Source organism: Sediminicola luteus, assembly GCF_002514735.1.
Classification (GTDB): domain Bacteria; phylum Bacteroidota; class Bacteroidia; order Flavobacteriales; family Flavobacteriaceae; genus HQA918.
Genome location: NZ_KZ300477.1, coordinates 88,563 through 105,758, shown reverse-complemented (window position 1 = coordinate 105,758; position 17,196 = coordinate 88,563). Strand labels below are relative to the sequence as shown.

Annotated in this window: 18 protein-coding genes; 8 read left to right on the top strand and 10 right to left on the bottom strand. The window is 45.3% G+C overall.

The window, feature by feature from the left end:
* Positions 1 to 39: 39 nt before the first annotated feature.
* On the top strand, positions 40 to 774 hold the full coding sequence (locus B7P33_RS04975; protein WP_216359360.1) for an SH3 domain-containing protein: 735 nt from the start codon (positions 40 to 42) through the stop codon (positions 772 to 774).
* Between the two features lie 133 nt (positions 775 to 907).
* Here the strand turns inward: B7P33_RS04975 and aat are convergent, their stop codons facing one another.
* The 4 genes from aat to B7P33_RS04955 form a co-directional block, all read right to left on the bottom strand.
* Positions 908 to 1,561 (bottom strand): leucyl/phenylalanyl-tRNA--protein transferase, encoded by a 654-nt coding sequence (gene aat / locus B7P33_RS04970; protein ID WP_245871659.1) that lies wholly within the window; start codon positions 1,559 to 1,561, stop codon positions 908 to 910.
* Between the two features lie 9 nt (positions 1,562 to 1,570).
* On the bottom strand, positions 1,571 to 2,950 hold the full coding sequence (locus tag B7P33_RS04965) for a short-chain fatty acid transporter (protein WP_097440871.1): 1,380 nt from the start codon (positions 2,948 to 2,950) through the stop codon (positions 1,571 to 1,573).
* A gap of 227 nt (positions 2,951 to 3,177) precedes the next feature.
* A complete protein-coding gene (locus tag B7P33_RS04960; RefSeq protein ID WP_097440870.1) occupies positions 3,178 to 3,558 on the bottom strand; it encodes a DUF3127 domain-containing protein in 381 nt (126 codons plus the stop codon).
* A 3-nt stretch (positions 3,559 to 3,561) separates the two neighbouring features.
* Positions 3,562 to 4,434, bottom strand: a complete 873-nt coding sequence (locus tag B7P33_RS04955; RefSeq protein WP_097441231.1) for a flavin reductase family protein — start codon at positions 4,432 to 4,434, stop codon at positions 3,562 to 3,564.
* A gap of 352 nt (positions 4,435 to 4,786) precedes the next feature.
* On the opposite strand from B7P33_RS04955, the gene B7P33_RS04950 reads away from it, so the two are divergent.
* Genes B7P33_RS04950 through B7P33_RS04935 form a run of 4 tightly spaced genes read left to right on the top strand, consistent with a single transcriptional unit; the run spans position 4,787 to position 7,417 of the window.
* A complete protein-coding gene (locus B7P33_RS04950; RefSeq protein ID WP_097440869.1) occupies positions 4,787 to 5,929 on the top strand; it encodes a sensor histidine kinase in 1,143 nt (380 codons plus the stop codon).
* Positions 5,930 to 6,277, top strand: a complete 348-nt coding sequence (locus tag B7P33_RS04945; RefSeq protein WP_097440868.1) for a hypothetical protein — start codon at positions 5,930 to 5,932, stop codon at positions 6,275 to 6,277. It abuts the gene before it with no gap.
* A complete protein-coding gene (locus B7P33_RS04940; protein WP_097440867.1) occupies positions 6,278 to 6,820 on the top strand; it encodes a Crp/Fnr family transcriptional regulator in 543 nt (180 codons plus the stop codon).
* Between the two features lie 54 nt (positions 6,821 to 6,874).
* The gene (locus B7P33_RS04935) at positions 6,875 to 7,417 is read left to right on the top strand and encodes a DinB family protein (RefSeq protein WP_141402392.1); all 543 of its coding nucleotides are present in this window, start codon (positions 6,875 to 6,877) and stop codon (positions 7,415 to 7,417) included.
* A gap of 18 nt (positions 7,418 to 7,435) precedes the next feature.
* Here B7P33_RS04935 and B7P33_RS04930 read toward each other — a convergent pair whose 3' ends face one another.
* Entirely contained in the window at positions 7,436 to 7,825 is a 390-nt protein-coding gene (locus B7P33_RS04930) for an HIT family protein (RefSeq protein ID WP_097441230.1), read from the bottom strand.
* 172 nt (positions 7,826 to 7,997) lie between these two features.
* Between B7P33_RS04930 and B7P33_RS04925 the strand changes: the two genes are divergently transcribed.
* On the top strand, positions 7,998 to 8,240 hold the full coding sequence (locus B7P33_RS04925; protein ID WP_097440865.1) for a hypothetical protein: 243 nt from the start codon (positions 7,998 to 8,000) through the stop codon (positions 8,238 to 8,240).
* A gap of 61 nt (positions 8,241 to 8,301) precedes the next feature.
* On the opposite strand, the gene B7P33_RS04920 is transcribed toward B7P33_RS04925, so the two are convergent.
* From B7P33_RS04920 to greA, 4 genes are all read right to left on the bottom strand, one after another.
* Positions 8,302 to 9,666 carry an alpha/beta hydrolase family protein gene (locus B7P33_RS04920; RefSeq protein ID WP_097440864.1) on the bottom strand — a complete coding sequence of 455 codons (1,365 nt, stop codon included), beginning with the start codon at positions 9,664 to 9,666 and terminating at the stop codon, positions 8,302 to 8,304.
* Positions 9,663 to 10,310 carry an SdpI family protein gene (locus B7P33_RS04915; RefSeq protein ID WP_097440863.1) on the bottom strand — a complete coding sequence of 216 codons (648 nt, stop codon included), beginning with the start codon at positions 10,308 to 10,310 and terminating at the stop codon, positions 9,663 to 9,665. The genes B7P33_RS04920 and B7P33_RS04915 overlap by 4 nt, the downstream gene beginning before the upstream one ends.
* A 4-nt stretch (positions 10,311 to 10,314) precedes the next feature.
* Positions 10,315 to 10,569: an autorepressor SdpR family transcription factor gene (locus B7P33_RS04910; RefSeq protein WP_097441229.1), complete on the bottom strand. Its 255-nt coding sequence runs from the start codon at positions 10,567 to 10,569 to the stop codon at positions 10,315 to 10,317.
* A 130-nt stretch (positions 10,570 to 10,699) separates the two neighbouring features.
* Entirely contained in the window at positions 10,700 to 11,176 is a 477-nt protein-coding gene (greA, locus tag B7P33_RS04905) for a transcription elongation factor GreA (protein ID WP_097440862.1), read from the bottom strand.
* Between the two features lie 106 nt (positions 11,177 to 11,282).
* Here greA and B7P33_RS04900 point away from each other — a divergent pair, with 106 nt between their 5' ends.
* Entirely contained in the window at positions 11,283 to 11,720 is a 438-nt protein-coding gene (locus B7P33_RS04900) for a hypothetical protein (RefSeq protein WP_097440861.1), read from the top strand.
* 306 nt (positions 11,721 to 12,026) lie between these two features.
* Entirely contained in the window at positions 12,027 to 14,657 is a 2,631-nt protein-coding gene (locus B7P33_RS04895) for a TonB-dependent receptor (RefSeq protein ID WP_097440860.1), read from the top strand.
* A gap of 107 nt (positions 14,658 to 14,764) precedes the next feature.
* Here the strand turns inward: B7P33_RS04895 and B7P33_RS04890 are convergent, their stop codons facing one another.
* On the bottom strand, positions 14,765 to 16,927 hold the full coding sequence (locus tag B7P33_RS04890) for a TonB-dependent receptor (RefSeq protein WP_097440859.1): 2,163 nt from the start codon (positions 16,925 to 16,927) through the stop codon (positions 14,765 to 14,767).
* Between the last annotated feature and the right edge of the window lie 269 nt (positions 16,928 to 17,196).

Here is a 17,196-nt window from a genome sequence, read left to right as displayed (position 1 = left end):
TGTTTTGTTGGATATTGTCAATCGAACGAGTATTACCATTTGAGATACCAGTTTAAGACCGGTGATACAGCCTATTTATTCGGAAATAACGTAAAGTTGCGAACCCAGCCGAATACCGATTCAAATCTTGTCGGACTTCTAGAAATAGGCCAGAAGGTTGAAATCCTTGAGTTGACTAACGAAACCATGGAATTTGAGGGAATTAATAGGCCGTGGTATAAAGTAAAGTCTGGAGAAGAGGTGGGTTATGTATTGGGTGGCTTACTTTCCTTGACCAAAAAGTATGAGGGAAAGTATGAATATGTGATGGTCTTTAGAAAGGATGCAGACCAGCTTCAATTGATGGTTAGACTGGTCAATGTAAAATCGCCAGCGGATTATTCTGAGATTATCTTGCCCTTAACCACTCCAGAGTTTTACGTGAATTTATCGGAGAATAAAGGTTTGGAATCTGTAGATGGTATTTTGCAAATCGATTATATGGCAGAAGCTTGTGGTGTAGATGGAGGGGGCGAGTTTCTTTTTGCTTATGAAAACAGACTGGTTCATGCCATTTCCTATTCGAGTATAGGTGATGGTGGAATTTACTCTTTGGATGAAGCGTATTCCTTTCCAATTGATCATGGGGAGGAAAGTGATTTGATTATGTACACTTACGAAGAGCAAACTACAGAAGACGATGAACTGCTTTGGGAGGAAACAAAATCTATTAAACGGATGTTACGGTGGGAAGGGAAGAAACTGAATCCTCGGGGGATTCAAGAAAAGGAGTAATTCCATTGTAAGCGTGATTCTTGTCATGCGCTTCTTACTTTGCGTCTGAAAACTGATGGACAACTCCCCTAATGAAGACCGCTACACTGATAGAAGAAAGCATATGGAACATAGGCTTTTTTTAAAATAGGTTTTACCGCTGGTGTAAAATCTTTAAAAACGCTGACCTGGGAATTTCCCTACCTCCCATACTTTCGAGATGGGCGGTGTACATTTGGCAATCGATGAGTTGGTAATCATTCTTTTGGCATTGTTGGGCCAAATGGATCAGGGCCACTTTAGAAGCATTGGGTACGATACTGAACATACTCTCGCCACAGAACACATGTCCCAGGTCAATACCATAAAGTCCGCCCACTAAATAGCCATCTTCCCAAACCTCTACCGATTTAGCATGCCCTTTTTTATGCATTTCCAAATAGGCTTGCATCATGTTGGGGGTAATCCAGGTACCGTCTTCCCCAAAGCGGGGAATGTTGGCGCATTGTTCCAACACCTCTGAAAAGGCTTGGTTTTGGGTCACCTTAAAATTCCCTGTCCGCAAAACTTTGCGCATGCTTTTGGAGACCTTGATCTCGGTCGGAAATATGACCATACGCGGATCGGGGCACCACCACATAAGATAAGGGTCTTCATTGAACCAGGGGAATATCCCATTTTTATAGGCCAGCCATAAGCGTTCTGTACTTAGGTCACCACCCAGGGCCAACAAGCCTTCTTCGTTGGCGGTTTCTGGGTCTGGGAAAACCAATTCAGGGGTCAATATGGGAATAGGGATACGTTCCAAATCGAGTAATTAATAAAAGAAGAGTAAACCGATTATATAAACAAGGGTACCTACGGCCATAAAGATAAGGGTATAGGGTAGGATCTCTTTGGCTTTCAGTTTGGTAATGGCCAATAAGGGCAGGGCCCAAAATGGTTGTAGCATATTGGTGGTTTGGTCGCCATAGGCCAAGGCCATGATCGCTTTGGGCAGGGGCACCCCCAACTCTAAGGCCGACTCGATTACCAAGGGCCCTTGTACGGCCCATTGGCCACCACCACTTGGCACGAAAATATTGACCAGGCCCGCACTGAAAAAAGTGAAAATTGGTAAGGTGGTTTCGTTGGCAATGGATACAAAAAAGGCCGAAATATCGGAAACCATACCACTTTGAGACATGATACCCATAATACCGAAATACAAAGGGAATTGGATTAGGATACCGGCCGTATCGCCTATGGCATTTTCCAAGGCTTTGAGAAAATTGTTAAAACTACCATGCAGCACAAAGGCGAGGCCCAGCATAAAAAAGTTCAGCATATTGGGCGTTAGGTTCAGCTGGGCCAAAGACGGATGATAGCGTAAAACGAAAGTGACTAAAATCAAGAGTCCGAACCCTATGGCCAACCAGGGGGTACGATCCAGACGTTCGGCTCCTTGGGCCGGTGGTAAGGGTATTGTCGTTGGCTGATCCGAAACCAAGGGTAGGGCATTCGATTTGGTGTTTTTTCCCAATACATAGGCCAAAGTCGAAATCAAAAGAAGCACCAAGGCAAAAACGAGGAGGTTGCCACCGTTAAATATGGTGCGCGCCGTGGGCACCAACTCCGGTATTTGCCGCAAAAGATCCGTGTTGCCCACGGCACCCATCAAAGCTTGTAAATGTCCTGATTCAGCCACCTTTAACGGGGCTGATCCACTAATACCCCCATGCCATACCATAAGGCCCACATAACCACAGGCCCCCAACAACGGATAGTTTACCGAAATCCCTTGCTTTTGGGCATGCTCGCCCACCTTTCTGGCCAAAATAGCCCCGAAGATAAGCCCGAGGCCCCAATTGAAAAAAGAGACCAACAATGTGGGCAAGGCCACCCAAAGCGCGGCATTGGCACCGTTGGTAACCCATTGGGTAAACCAAGTGATCAGCCGCCCCATAGGTTTCGATAACACTAGAATATGGCCCAACACCAAAATGAGCATCATTTGGTAGGCAAAAACGATCAGGCCCGGATTCCAAATCCCTTTTTCCCAATACACCAAAATCTGTCCCAGGTGGCTTCCGGCTTCCGGACCCTCGGTAAAGGCCCATGCCAAGACTATGGTAAACAGCGTGAGTAAAACGGCAATGGCAAAGGGCGAAGGTAGGAACCTATGGAAAAGCTTTTCTATGGTTTGGGTAAGTGGCATAGGCCTAAATTACAAAACTTTCAAATGCTGATGAGCGTTTCTTTTACAGGGAAAGAAAGGGATTTGTTCGTATAGCGGCCATTTTAGGTAGAAGGAATACAGAACCCCTTTTCCCGTGCCTGTCCCGCGGAATGGCGGGAGGTGAGGGTCATAATCTTTTGGCACAAAAAAATGGGCCGTTCAAATCCTGATTGAACGGCCCATTTAAGATTATAACTTAGGCTTTGTTAAAAAGGCAAATCGTCAAAATCGTCTTTTTTTACATCGTCGGCTGGTTCAAAGGCATCCATGGGGGGTACCGGTGGCATTTCCGGGGCCTGTTGTTGGGCCATTTCCATATTTTCGATACGCCATCCTTGGATAGAGTTGAAATATTTGGTCTCGCCTTGCGGATTTACCCATTCGCGACCCCTAAGGTTAATACTTACCTTAACCTGTTGCCCTACGTTATAACTGTTCAAAAGGTCGCACTTGTCCTGTACGAACTCGATCATAATGTGTTGCGGGTACTGCTCTTCGGTGGTTACCACCAATTCCCTTTTGCGAAACCCGTTGTTACCGAATGTTTTGGTCTCGCCGACTAGTTTTATTCTTCCCTGTACTTCCATAATTTAGGCTTTGGCGAGTAGCATCCACGCAGTGGAAACGTCGCCTTTTATTAATGATTCTTGGGCCAATCGATGGATTTCGATTTCCCCTTTTGTTGCTATGATCGTTTGTAATTCAGGTTGATTTGCCCAAAAGCTTGCCACCGTATCGGTATCCGGCAAGGCTTCTACATTGGCCAACATACCCAGGTCGTTCCCGGTAAGTACCGTACTTTGGCGAATGGCTTTGGGTAGGGCATCTACCCCAATGCCCAAAGTGCTCAACGGTTTGGGAACCTCGAACATGCCTGCATTGGCTCGGCTATACCAATTCCCTCCCATACGGGCCACCAAGTCTATTTTATGCTGATCTATACCGCCTTGATCATTCAATACGTTTTCATGGATATGAATGCGTTTCACCTCTGAAAAGATAAGGTTTCCGGCACCTCCATCTTGCCCCAAGGCTTCAATTTTGGTTACTTGGCATTCGAATTGTACCGGTGCCTCGGCCACCCGAAAGGGGGCTACCGTCTCGGAGGCCAACATGGTCAATCCGGCTTTCTCGAATTCGTTCACCCCTTGGGCGTATTCGGTACTCGACAGCGACATTTGTTGAACGATATCGTAATTCACCACATTGATTACCACTTCAGGCCGGGCCTGTACATTCTCCAAAGTATGTTTGGTGGTATTGTTCCGAACCCTACGGGCCGGGGAAAAGATCAATACGGGCGGATTTGCACCGAAAACATTGAAAAAACTGAAGGGCGATAGGTTGGGCCTACCTTGGGCATCTACCGTACTGGCAAAGGCAATGGGCCTTGGACCAATTGCTCCCAAAAGATAGCCATGCAGCTGGGCCGTAGGCAAGTTTTCGGGTAGTATGGTCTTCATTTTTTCCATAACCGCAAAGGTACGATTTCTGAAAGATGTAAAAAGTCGAATCACAAAAGTTACCCATGATCTGTTACTCTATATAACCTTGGTTTTTTGTAGTAAGTGTATCTAATCTAATTTTAGCACCTTCTACCTTGGTAGAGGGTTAGGGCGAGCTGAAATAGGACAATTATGAAGTTTTGTGGGGTAATGTTTGATTTCGACCTTACGAGTCTAGGCCCTAGAGGTTCATGTACAAGGCATAGGGAGGTAAATCAATCTATCTGTTTGCGTAGAATAAGTTTGTAAGAATTGCGTTATCTTATGGAAGCACTTGTCTTTGGGTAGGTATGGACCAACGATAACACGAATGAATTTCAGTAAAAATAAATCTTCCAAGCTCTTTCTGCTGTTGGGCTCTTTTGCCATTGTGAGCTTGATTTTGTGGAATACCAATAGCTTTTTTAAGGAATTCAAGGAGGAGGAAAGGCGAAAAATGGAGATTTGGGCCACCGCCCAATCCGAATTGATGCAGTCTTCCGAAAACCGAGATTTGGGTAACCTGCATCTGATCATCTTTCAGAACAATACCTCTACCCCCATGATCATGGTGAACAAAGACGGTTCTACCAAACTGAACAATTTTCCGGAAGAGATGTTGCAAGACTCTACATGGATCCAACAAAAGGTACAGTTGTTCAAAAGTGAGAACACGCCAATATCCATTGATTATAAAGGCGAACATTTGGCTACCTTGTATTATGGCAATTCGGCCATGTTGAACAAATTGAAGTATTATCCCGTAGCCTTGTTGTTGATTATTTTCCTTTTCGGGGCTGTTATATTTTTCTTCTTTAAGGTGAACAAGGCTTCGGAACAGAACAAACTTTGGGCGGGTATGGCCAAAGAAACGGCCCACCAGATCGGAACGCCCTTAACCTCTTTGTTGGGGTGGAACGAATTGCTTAAAGGCTCAGGGACGGCCACCGAGATTACCAGTGAGATCGACAAGGATATCGACCGATTACAGACCATTGCCGACCGTTTTTCAAAAATCGGTTCCTTACCAAAACTCGATGAGGTTGATCTGGTCGAAGAAACCAAAGCAGCCTATGAATACTTAAAACTTCGGTCGTCTAAACTGATCCATTTTAGTTTTAAGAGCCAAATAGAGCAAATGCCGGTGTTCTTGAATCCGGCCCTGTTTCAATGGACCATAGAAAATCTAGTGAAAAACGGGGTCGATGCCATGCGGGGCAAAGGCAATATATCCATAGAAATACAAGAAGAGGGCAACCATGTAAATGTGTTGGTTACCGATACGGGGCATGGCATTGCCAAAAGTGATTTCCAGACTATTTTTAATCCAGGGGTGACCTCCAAAAAACGCGGTTGGGGACTCGGTCTCTCACTGGCCAAACGTATTATTGAGGAGTACCATAAAGGGAAGATAAAGGTGTTATCGTCCAGTAAAGAGGGTACCATTATGCAAATATCCTTGAAAAAACTATAGGTGGGAAAGTTGGAAGACATACTGATCCGTGAAGGCAGCATTACCAATAATTGTCCGGAATGCTACAACCAAGAATTGCGGGTTCGGTTTTTTCAAAAACAATCGCAGAACCTATTTTTCCATAGTATTTCAAAGTCGACCCACTATAGCATGGACTGCCTAAAATGTGGTTCGCAGTTGTATCCGGTTTCCTGGACAGACGATATTGAACGCAGCTTTAATTACTATCAAAAAACTGTGGTGGCCCAAAAGGCAAAGGTTAAACCCAGAACTGCTTTTTACGTACTGGTACTTGTCCTTCTGCTACTTTCGGGTGGGTTGGCCTATTATTTTGATGTTTTTGCGTAAATGGAGCTCTTCGCAACCCTAAATAAGCAGTTGGCCGATTACGATGCCGAGATTTGGGAACCCTTGGTGCATTTGTCGCGTTATGCCTATCTAAAACAAGCCCATGAGAAGGATACCCATATCTATTTTATTGAAAAAGGGGGAATGCGCATTTTCATAGAGACCCCCGAAGAAGATATTACCTATCGTTTGGGTTATGCCGGCAATGTTTTTGGAGACCTACAAGGATTTATTAGCGACACCCCTACGGCCTATTGTATCCAAGCGTTACGACAGACCGTATTGAAACCGGTCAGGCGCGAGCGTTTTTTGGCTTTTTTGGAGGCGGATGAAAAACATAAGTCGTTATGGTTCGATTTGTTGAATAGTGTTATTCTACAACAAGGGGAACGGGAGCGTGATCTGTTGACCGGTTCGCCTACCGAACGTTACCGTAGGGTACTGGCCCGTAGTCCGCAGTTGTTCCAAGAAATCCCTTTGAAATATATTGCCTCATACTTGCGCATGTCGCCAGAGACCTTATCACGTATCCGGAATTCTTGATTTTGGTCAAGGCCAGAGCGTAAGTAAACGTTGAACTTTGTAGAAAACGAAGCGATGGACCAATTACAGTTACTTCAAGATTTAGAAAAACGTACCAGATTCGCCTTGGAGCGGGCGAAGTATTATGCCTCTCTTTCCGAAGAACGATTAACCACCCGACCTACCGAAGGCCAATGGAACGTGTTGGAATGCGTAGCCCATTTGAACCAGTATTGTGGGTTTTACCATCCGCAATTAGACAAACAGTTAAGGAATGCTTCGGGGGGTAACGGAACGTTTACCTCGGGTTGGTTAGGGAACTATATGGTTAAGGCCGTTTCGCCCGGAGCGGACAAGAAAAAGATGAAGACTTTTAAAAAGACCGCCCCTATTGGCCAAGATTTGGATGTTAGCGTAATAGAGGTCTTTATCCAGCATCAAAACGATTTTTTAGACCTTTTGGCATTGGCCCACGATCATAATCTACAGCCCAAAAAGATCAAGACCATGATGCCTTTGGTAAAACTGCGTTTGGGCGATGCCTTACGGGTACAGGCCTATCACAACCATAGACATATAGAACAGGCTGATCAAGTGTTGGCCAACTTAGGTACTTGAATAGGGGGCTCTGGTAAGTTACAAAGCCTCTTGGATTTTGGTCACGATGGCCTCAAACTCGGCGGGTTTTAGCTGTACCTTTTTACCAAAAGTGGCATCGGCCATTTCGTTTAGGGGTATAAGGTGTACATGAACATGGGGCACCTCTAGCCCGATTACCGTCATACCCACCCGCTTACAGTCCATACTTTGCTGTATGGCCGTACCGACTTTTTTCGAAAAAGCCATAAGATCTAGATAGGTCTCATCGTCTAGATCCAAAATACGGTCTACCTCCTGTTTCGGGATACAGAGGGTATGCCCCGGGGCATTTGGGTTGATATCTAAAAACGCCAAAAAATCTTCGTTTTCGGCAATCTTGTAACAGGGTATTTCCCCGGAAATGATTTTACTGAAAATACTGGCCATAGGGTCGCAGGTTTTGATGGTAAAGATACAAAAGGGCTTCGAACCTCGATAGATTACCTGATGTGTTAAGGGATAAACCCAAATGTTAAATTTACAATAAATTAACATTAAAGAAACAATTCGTAAACTTCTAGTTATCTTTGGAATTATTCACGAACCTAACATCAAATCCATGTCTAAAAAAGACAAAAAAGCCAAAGAAGAAAAAGAGTTAAAAAAGAAAATCGCTAAAAAGAAAGCCCTAAAAAAAGCGAAGAAAAAGGCGGCGGAAAAGAAAAAAGCGAAGAAAGCCTTGAAAAAGAAATTGGCCAAGCAGAAAAAGGCCAAAAAGGGGAAGAAAAAGGACAGCAAAAAGGCCAAGTTGGTTGTTGTAAAAAAGGTCAAAAAAGGCAAGAAACTCAAAAAAGCGAGTTAATTCACATTAGGAAACGCCCGGTATCGACCGGGCGTTTTTGTTTATAAGCTTTTCCTTAATACTAAATTTCGTTAATCCAACCCACAATATCCGCTAGTACTTTTGGGGCTATGGTTTCCGTGATTTCGCCATATTCGGTGGGGAGTCCGGTGGTTGCGGTTTGAAATAAATGGTTTAAGCCTGGGTAGATCCTTTTTTCCAATGGGGGTTGCTTCCCTTGTTTCAACCCCTGGGCAATGGCCTCCATGTTCGTGGTCGCATCTACCTGAAGATCTAAATCCCCGTTTAGGGCCAAGACCGGACAAGCTATTTGATGCAAATAGGTTTTGGGATCCAGTCTTAGATAGTCAAATATCCAAGGCCCCGATAGTTGGGCTTCTATGGCTTGCTTTTGTTGCGGGGTCATGAATTGAAAAATCGGGGCCTCCTTTTGATAGTTGGCCCTTTTGACGGCAAATTCTTCCATGCTTTTGGCTTCCAATGCCAGGGCGAATAAGGTTTCGTTTAATTCCCGTGCTGGTTTACTTTGGGTCTCCGGAATGTTCTGGGCGGAAAAAAGGGCCTGTTGTTGGTTTAGTATCAATCGGTCGCCACGTATGCCCGGTGATGCCATTAAAATAATAAAATCAGGTCCTGAAGTAGTGGCCGCGATCAGAGCCGCTAGGCCACCTTCGCTATGGCCTAACAGTCCGGTTTTTTGAGGGTCGATATCTTCTTGTTGTTGTAACCAGGCCATGGTAGCTTGGGCATCTTCGGCAAAATTATAGGTAGTGGCCTGTGCATAGTTTCCGGTAGAGCTACCCACACCCCGATCGTCGAATCGCAACACGGCGATACCCTTACGACTTAAATGGTCGGCCAATACCCAAAAGAACTCATGCTCCATAAGGGTGCCGTTGCGGTTTTGTGGTCCGCTTCCACTTAATAGCACTAGGGCAGGGAAAGGACCTTTACCCGTTGGTTTGGTCAGAGTGGCGCCTAATTGGATACCGTTTTTTGACGGAATCAGGTGATTGCTGCTTTCGTAAGGAAATGGAGGTTTTGGGGTTTGCGGTCGCTGGGGGGTGCTATGTTGGGCTTTGACCAAGGACAAAGGGATAGTGGTGCCCGCTTGGGAAAATTGCCCGCTGATACTGTCTGGCCTAATCAAGGTTCCCTTAAAATGCAAACCGTGGGGCGGACTGCTAATAACCAGGATATCGGAATTAACCTGGGTTTGGGCCATGGGTATGCCATTTACCCCTTGCGCCGGGCTATCCATGGTGGTAGTCAGTTTGCCTTGGGTAGTTTTAATATGCCAGACCAAGGGTAGTTCTAGGCTCGGTAATTGTAGTGTCCCCGACCAACTGCCTTCAAAAGTTGGGCTTTGGGCCATAAGGGTGGGAAAAGCAAAAAGTAAAAAGTACAAAGGAAGGAAGCGATTCATTTTTTTAGCTTTTTAAAATGGAGATAGGAATGGACGAGGGGAACAAAAATGAGCACCCCGAGAATGGCGAACAAAACATACTGGAATAAGTCACCCGGAAGTGCCAAGGCCAACACGACCATGAGCAGGCCTCCAACAAACCAAAGCCAGCCGCCTAGTTTATGGGTGCTTTTCCATACTTCGGGGTGCTCTAGGGTCCAAGGGGTACGTATGCCAATAAAATAATTGGGTTTCAAGGCCTGGAAATAGTTGCCTAAGGCAGCCAATAAAAGACCAACGAGAACAAAGATCAGGGTGCTGCCCGCTGGGCCATCGGCCTGGGCGGCATAAACGATGTAGAGCCCAATGGCGGCCATAAAAGCGACCATGATAAATTTAAGCTGGTTAAATTTGGCCCCCATATTCTTGATCTTATCCTTGGGGTCTATATGGGGCACGATAAGAAGTATGGCATACACTAAAACGGTGGTCATACAAATTAATCCGATCAAACTATTCTTGGGGCCCCAGGCATCGGCCTCGCCCCGGGCGTTAAAATGGGTAGGGACCTTTTCGGGTAGGCCGTTCCATGACCAGGCTAAATAGGCAAAGGGCAGCAGTACCAAAAGTAGGTAGGGCCATTCTTTTTTAAGGTTGAATTTCATGGTGTTATTCTTTTAAGGTTATTATCCATTGTAACAGGTCCTCAATAATCGAGGTGTTGATGCTATAATGCACGAATTGGCCTTTTTTGGTACTACTGACCAAATCGGCCCGTTTCAACAGTTCCAAATGATGTGAAATACTGGGTTTTGAGATGTTGAAGTGTGAGGCAATCTCCCCGGCCGTCATATCCTCTTTTTTCAGCAGTAACAGTATTTCCCTACGGGTGGCATCGTTCAGTGCCTTGAAAACCAGATTCACACGCTTCCTGTTTTGTTTCCCCAACAAAGGTAAGGGGATAATTATATAATTAGACAAATATCTAATTATATATCCTAAAAAACAAAAAGCCCAGTCATGACCGGGCTTATATCAGGGGTTCAAAAGGTTCCTATTCGCGGGTAATTTCGAGAATATCGAATTTCATTATCCCGTTGGGTACTTGTATTTCGGCCACATCGCCTACCTCTTTACCGAGTAAACCTTTCCCGATAGGGGAGTTGACGGAGATTTTTCCGGATTTAAGATCGGCCTCACTTTCGGCCACCAAGGTATATTTCATTTCCATACCATTGGTCTGGTTCTTGATTTTCACGGTAGATAGTACCAAAGCTTTGGAGGTATCCAACTGCGATTCATCGATCAATCGGGCATTGGCCAAAGTTTCCTCTAGTTTAGAAATGCGGAGTTCCAACAGTCCTTGGGCTTCTTTGGCGGCATCATATTCGGCATTTTCAGAAAGATCGCCTTTGTCTCGAGCTTCAGCAATGGCCTGGGAGGCTTTGGGGCGCTCAATATCCTTCAACTGGTTGAGTTCGTCCCTCAGTTTTTTGAGTCCTTCAGGCGTGTAATAAGATACATTGCTCATGTGACAGGGTTTTAAATACAAAAAATCCCCTTTTTATAGAGGATTTAACGCAAATATACACATTTTTTGATGAATTTTGCGTTCTACAAAGTAAGAAGAACCCCTTATGACAAAGCTTTTCCGTATACTTTTCATCGCCCTATTCATCATAGGATGTGATAGTGAGGACACCCAACGAAACCCTTATTTGCAGGAGTTGGGTTTTCGCTTCGATATCAATACCAACCTTCCGTTGTATAGTCCCCTTACCAACACCGGAAACGCCTTGTATTTTCCCGAGCATAATGGGGGTATCCGTGGGTTTTTTGTCATGAATCTGGGGTTTGATAATTATATCGCCTTTGAGGCTTCTTGCCCCAACCATGCCCCAAATGATTGTTCTACCATGAAATTGAACGGATCTACCGTAATCTGTTCTTGTGAAGACTACGAATATACCTTGGCGAACGGACTCATGATCAATCGGCCCGATGGTATAAAGGTGTATGACCTTCTCAATTACCGGACCCAGGTAAGCGGTAATGTGATTTCGGTATTCAATTGATCAAACTTCAGGCTTTAGGGAGATTCCGGCTTCAAAGCTAACTAGATTTCGTTGTGGGCGTTGGTGGTAACTTGTGTATATTTTTATGCGCAAAGGTGAAGGTGGGAGCGATTATTTTTTAGCCTCTTAAGGCAATTATCGGTTCGTTTTAAAAAAGCGTAACAATAGGGGTGGTCTGTTATGAAAACCATAAAAAAATCCTACTTAAATTTTTAATTACGCAATAAATTCCTACATTTAGTATAGCGTCCTGCTGCTATTGATTGCGAATATTCTTTAATCCATGTAATCAATACGCTCATAGATATGTTACAATTATTGTACCGATTAGGCCTCTTATGCTTCTTGGCTTTGCCTTTAACGGTAATGTCCCAAACAAGTATAAGCGGAACCGTAACCGACGATTCAGGGCAACCCTTGGCCGGGGCAAACATCGTTCAAAAAGGAACCACCAATGGTACCCTGACCGATTTCGATGGTAACTTTACCCTAGAGGTGGATAACTTACCGGTAACCTTGGAGATTTCTTCCTTGGGGTATGCCCCCAAAACCAGGGAGGTGACTACTGCCGACCCCATTCAAGTCAGCTTGAATACCGGTGTGGCGCTAGACGAAGTGGTAATTACCGGAAACAGGGCCAAACCACGGACCATTCTCGATTCGCCCGTACCCATAGACAATATAGGTGTGGCCGAGCTTAGGGGAAGTGGAAAACCTACCGTAGATCGGATGCTTACCTTTAAAGTACCTTCCTTTAACTCGCAAAACCAGGCCATTTCAGATGCGACGGCCCATTACGATCCGGCCGATCTTCGCGGTCTAGGGCCTAGTAGGACCTTGGTTTTGATCAATGGAAAACGGAAAAATCAAAGTGCCCAAGTATATTTGAACCGCACCCCCGGTAAAGGCGAGGTGGGAACCGATTTAAAGAGTATTCCCACAGCCGCCATCGAACGGATTGAAGTACTGCGCGATGGTGCCTCGGCCCAATATGGTTCCGATGCCATTGCGGGTGTGATCAATATGATCTTGAAAAAAGATGCGGCATTTTCCGAAATTACCACCCAAACCGGACTCACCGCCGAGGGTGATGGATTTACCTTCGCGGCCGATTATAACTCGACCTTTGGTTTTGGGGAAGGCGGTTTTATCAACCTGACCTTGGGGTACTACCACCAAGAACTGACCAATAGGGCCGGTACACCCGGTACGGCCGATCTGCCCGATGATGCCCGACCCAATGAAATCCAATGGGCCCAAGACAACCCGGACCTGGGTATGCATGTGGGCCAACCCGATATGGATAAAGGGGATGTTTTCGTAAACATAACCCATCCTATAGGGGAAAATGCCGAATTCTATAGTATGAATGGTTATACCTATAGAACCGGTCGTAGTTTTGCCTATTACCGGGCACCATATTGGCGACGCGATGTGGCCGATTCGGGGTTTTTGACCCGACCGGAAGATTTTTTAGGGTATCAGCCAACCTTTGAGACCAAGATTAAGGATCATTTTAATTCGGCCGGAATCAAATTCTTGCTAGGGTCTGATTTTGATGTGGATGCCAGTATTACCTATGGATCAAACCGTGTCGATTATACCGTTAACAATTCGGTAAACCGCGATTATTTGGCCGATCACGGTACTTCACCTAGAACCTTCTATCCGGGGGGCTATAGTTTGAGTAACCTGATGGGAAACCTCGATTTTGTAAAACCCTTGAACGAACAACTCATCTTATCTTTTGGTTCGGAACTGAAGCGGGAGTTGTTTCAGGGCTACGAAGGTGATCCACGATCCTACTATAAGGCAGGGTCCGATTCTTTTGCAGGGATAAAACCCGAAGAGGCGGTTACCGAAGATCGAAACAGTTTCGCCTTTTACGGGGCCGTAGATTACGATATTAGTGACGAACTACTTTTAGGTGCGGCCGGTCGCTATGAAGACTATTCCGATTTTGGTGATAATTTCTCTTGGAAGGTCAATGGCCGTTATAAATTGGGTCCGAACGGGGCCGTACGTGCCTCGTATAGTACAGGATTTAGGGCGCCGACCTTACACCAGCGGTACTTGACCAATAGCCAATACATTATCGTGGCCGGTTCTTCCGAACCACTACTACAGGGTACTTTGGCCAATGACAACCCGGCCGTACAGGCGCTTGGGGTGCCTAGTTTGTTTGCAGAAACTTCCAAGAATATTAGCGCCGGTATCACCTATAAATTCAACCAGAATTTCTCGGCCTCCATAGATTTTTATCAGATCAAAGTAGATGATCGGGTGCTGTTTTCTTCACAGATCGGATCCGATGGCGATGATACCACCACCAATCCGGTTGAGGAGATTTTGGAGGCCAATAATGTGGTGGCCGTACAGTTTTTTATCAATGCCGGCGATACTAAGACCACCGGGGCCGATATTGTACTGAACTACAATAATGTGCCTTTGGGCAACGGGACCTTTGGGGCTAGTTTGGCCGCCAATCTAAATGAAACCGAAATCGATGCGATTACCACCCCTCAGGTATTGGCCGATAATGGGTACAATATTTTCGATAGGCAAGAACAAGGGCTTATTATCAACTCACGGCCTAAGTCGAAGTACATTCTCGGACTCACTTACCGTTTAGACAAATGGAATTTTGGGCTGAACAATACCCGTTTTGGTGAGGTTACCGTTACCGCGCCCGAAAGTGGTGGTATCGACCAAGATCTGAGCCCGAAAATCGTGACCGATGCCAATCTATCGTACCAACTGACCGATAAGATCAGTGTAACCGGAATATTGAACAATATTTTCGATGTATACCCCGATCTGACCGATCCGGCCACGAACACGGCACAGGCCGGAAGCAGGTTTCCGTATTCGTCTGAAGTACAGCAACAAGGCTTTATCGGTATGAACTACAGTGTAGGGTTACAAATGAAGTTTTAATAAGGTTTTCAACCATTAAAGGAAAACGGCCCCAAATGTAAGGGCCGTTTTTTTGTAACCGGGCCCCCTGCTGCTAAGGATGGCCCGGTTTGTTTTTAGGTGGTTCCCTAAAAATGAAAGGTGGCGCCCAATAGGAAATTGATTCCGGCCTGGGGATAGTAGCCTTGTACCTCGAATGAATTCCCCGGATTGCTCCAAGTATTCAGATAGGTATATCCATTCGAAATGTATTTTTCATCCAGAAGATTGTTTACCAAACCTGAAAAGGTGATTTCCTTAAAAATCTTAGAAGGCCTTAGGGTATAGGTCAGGTTTAAATCGTTTACCAAATAGGCATCCAATTTTGAAGCGTCGGTATCTGTATTGCTAAGGTATTGTTCCCCAACATATTTGGTCAAAAGACCCAACTGTAGATTCTCAATCGGACTGTATTGGATCAAGTTTCCGGCGATGATCTGTGGGGAAAGGGCGATATTGGTATTACCCAATTCTTGTAGATTATCGTCACGATCAATTACGTAGTCTTGATTTTTGTTACTACTCAAGGCCAGGTTCGGGGCCCAAAGCCATTTGTCCGTCAACTGCCATTGCACATCCAATTCTATACCGGTCCTATAGCTTTTACCCACGTTCTCACGAAGAGGGGCGCCAACATCGTTCAATTCGCCAGTGAGTACCAATTGGTCGGTGTAGCCCATATAGTAGAAGTTGGCATTCATACGTAGGTTTTGGCTGTTGTGCCTATATCCCAATTCAAAATCGTTCAGTTTTTCGGGTTTGGGGTTGCCACTTTCGTAATCGTTACGGTTGGGCTCGCGATTGGCACGGGCATAGGAAAAGTAGAAGGTGTCTTCATCGTTGAGAATATAGCTGACCCCTGCCTTGGGATTGAAGAAATTAAAGGTGTCGTCTACATTTCCGGTCTCGGCGCCATTGGCTTTGTAACCGACGCGTCGGTATTGCAAATCGCCAAAAAGGCTCCATTTTTGGTTCAGCCTATAATTGGCCTTGGTGTACACGTTAAAATCGGTCTTGTCGGAGTCGTTGTCGTAATAGCGGTCCCTGATCTCGGAGCCCGAGGCATAGCGCGCCCAAATGATTTCGCCAAAATGCCCGCCATCGTAGGTGTTAAAAGCACCTCCGGCGACGAAAGACAGGCCGTCTTTTTCATATTGGGCCGAAAAAGTAGTACCATAAAAATGGTTGTCGAGCCATCTTCTACGGATCAAATCGGTTTCATCTATGGTTTCACCACCCAGGGTAATCGGGGCCAAGTTGTAGCCCGCAAAACCTTGATTTTCTTTATACTGCTCAAAATAACCTCGGCCACGCGTATAATGTACGGCCAATTGGGTTTTCCAGTAATCCGATAACTGCTGGTTCCAGTGTAGTTGGAAGTGATTTTGTCTATAGTTGTCTTCTTCTTTATCGTAGAATTGGGCATTTCCGTCAGTATCAGTATAGGCACCGGCATTATTATGGGTACGACCGAATTCATCGATTTCGGCCTGGCTAACTCCATTCCAAGATTGGTAGGTAATTTCGTGTCCGCCAAACAATAGTGCCTTGATCAAGGTGTTCTCATCTTTATAGGCGGTTTGCAGAAAATAAGAAGTAAGATCGGCCGTGGCCCTGTCGATGTATCCGTCGGAATTGATTTTGGATAAACGACCAGATATTTCGATGTGGTCGCTCAATAATCCGGTACTGAACTTAATGTTGTTCCTAAAAGTACCGAAACTACCAATAGAACTCGAAATACTGGCATAGGCTTCGTCGGATACGGCATCGGTCAGTAAGTTCAAACTGGCACCAAAAGCGCCGGCCCCGTTCGTAGAGGTACCTACCCCACGTTGTAATTGAAAACTTTCGGTTGAAGAGGCAAAATCGGGCATGTTTACCCAAAAAGTACCTTGGGATTCCGGGTCGTTGTAGGGTATGCCGTTAACCGTAACATTTACCCGGGTAGCGTCGGACCCACGCACACGGATTCCGGTGTACCCAATACCCGCTCCGGCATCGGAGGTAGTAACCACTGAGGGTAGGTAGTTTAAAAGAATTGGGATATCCTGACCTAAATTGCGCGATTCGAGTTCTTCAGCCTCTACATTGGAAAAAGTAACCGGTGTAATTTTGTTTACCCTAAGGGCCGAAACGGAAACCTCGTCGAGTTCGATTTGTTTTTGTTGGGTAGTGTCCCTTTCCTGGATTTGTGCATTCAGTGAAAACACTAGGCCGCACATAGCCATGGTTGTGAAAATAGATTTCATCCGTAAATAATATTACGAATAAAAGGGGCTATTATTCTGGTTAAACTTGATTTTAGGCTTGAAACGATAGATTTCGTCAGCCCTTGTAAAAATACCTAATGGCGATTTTCGCCTCCCTTGGCGGCATTACCCGCCCAGGTTCAATGGGTATAATCTCAGCCCTTTTGTAACGGAATTACTAAGGAGCACCCCTTTGAGATGGCGCAAAAGTACGATGCACTTTTGTTTTTCTGCAAGAAAAAAGTCCAAAAAAACACACCCCAATCCTT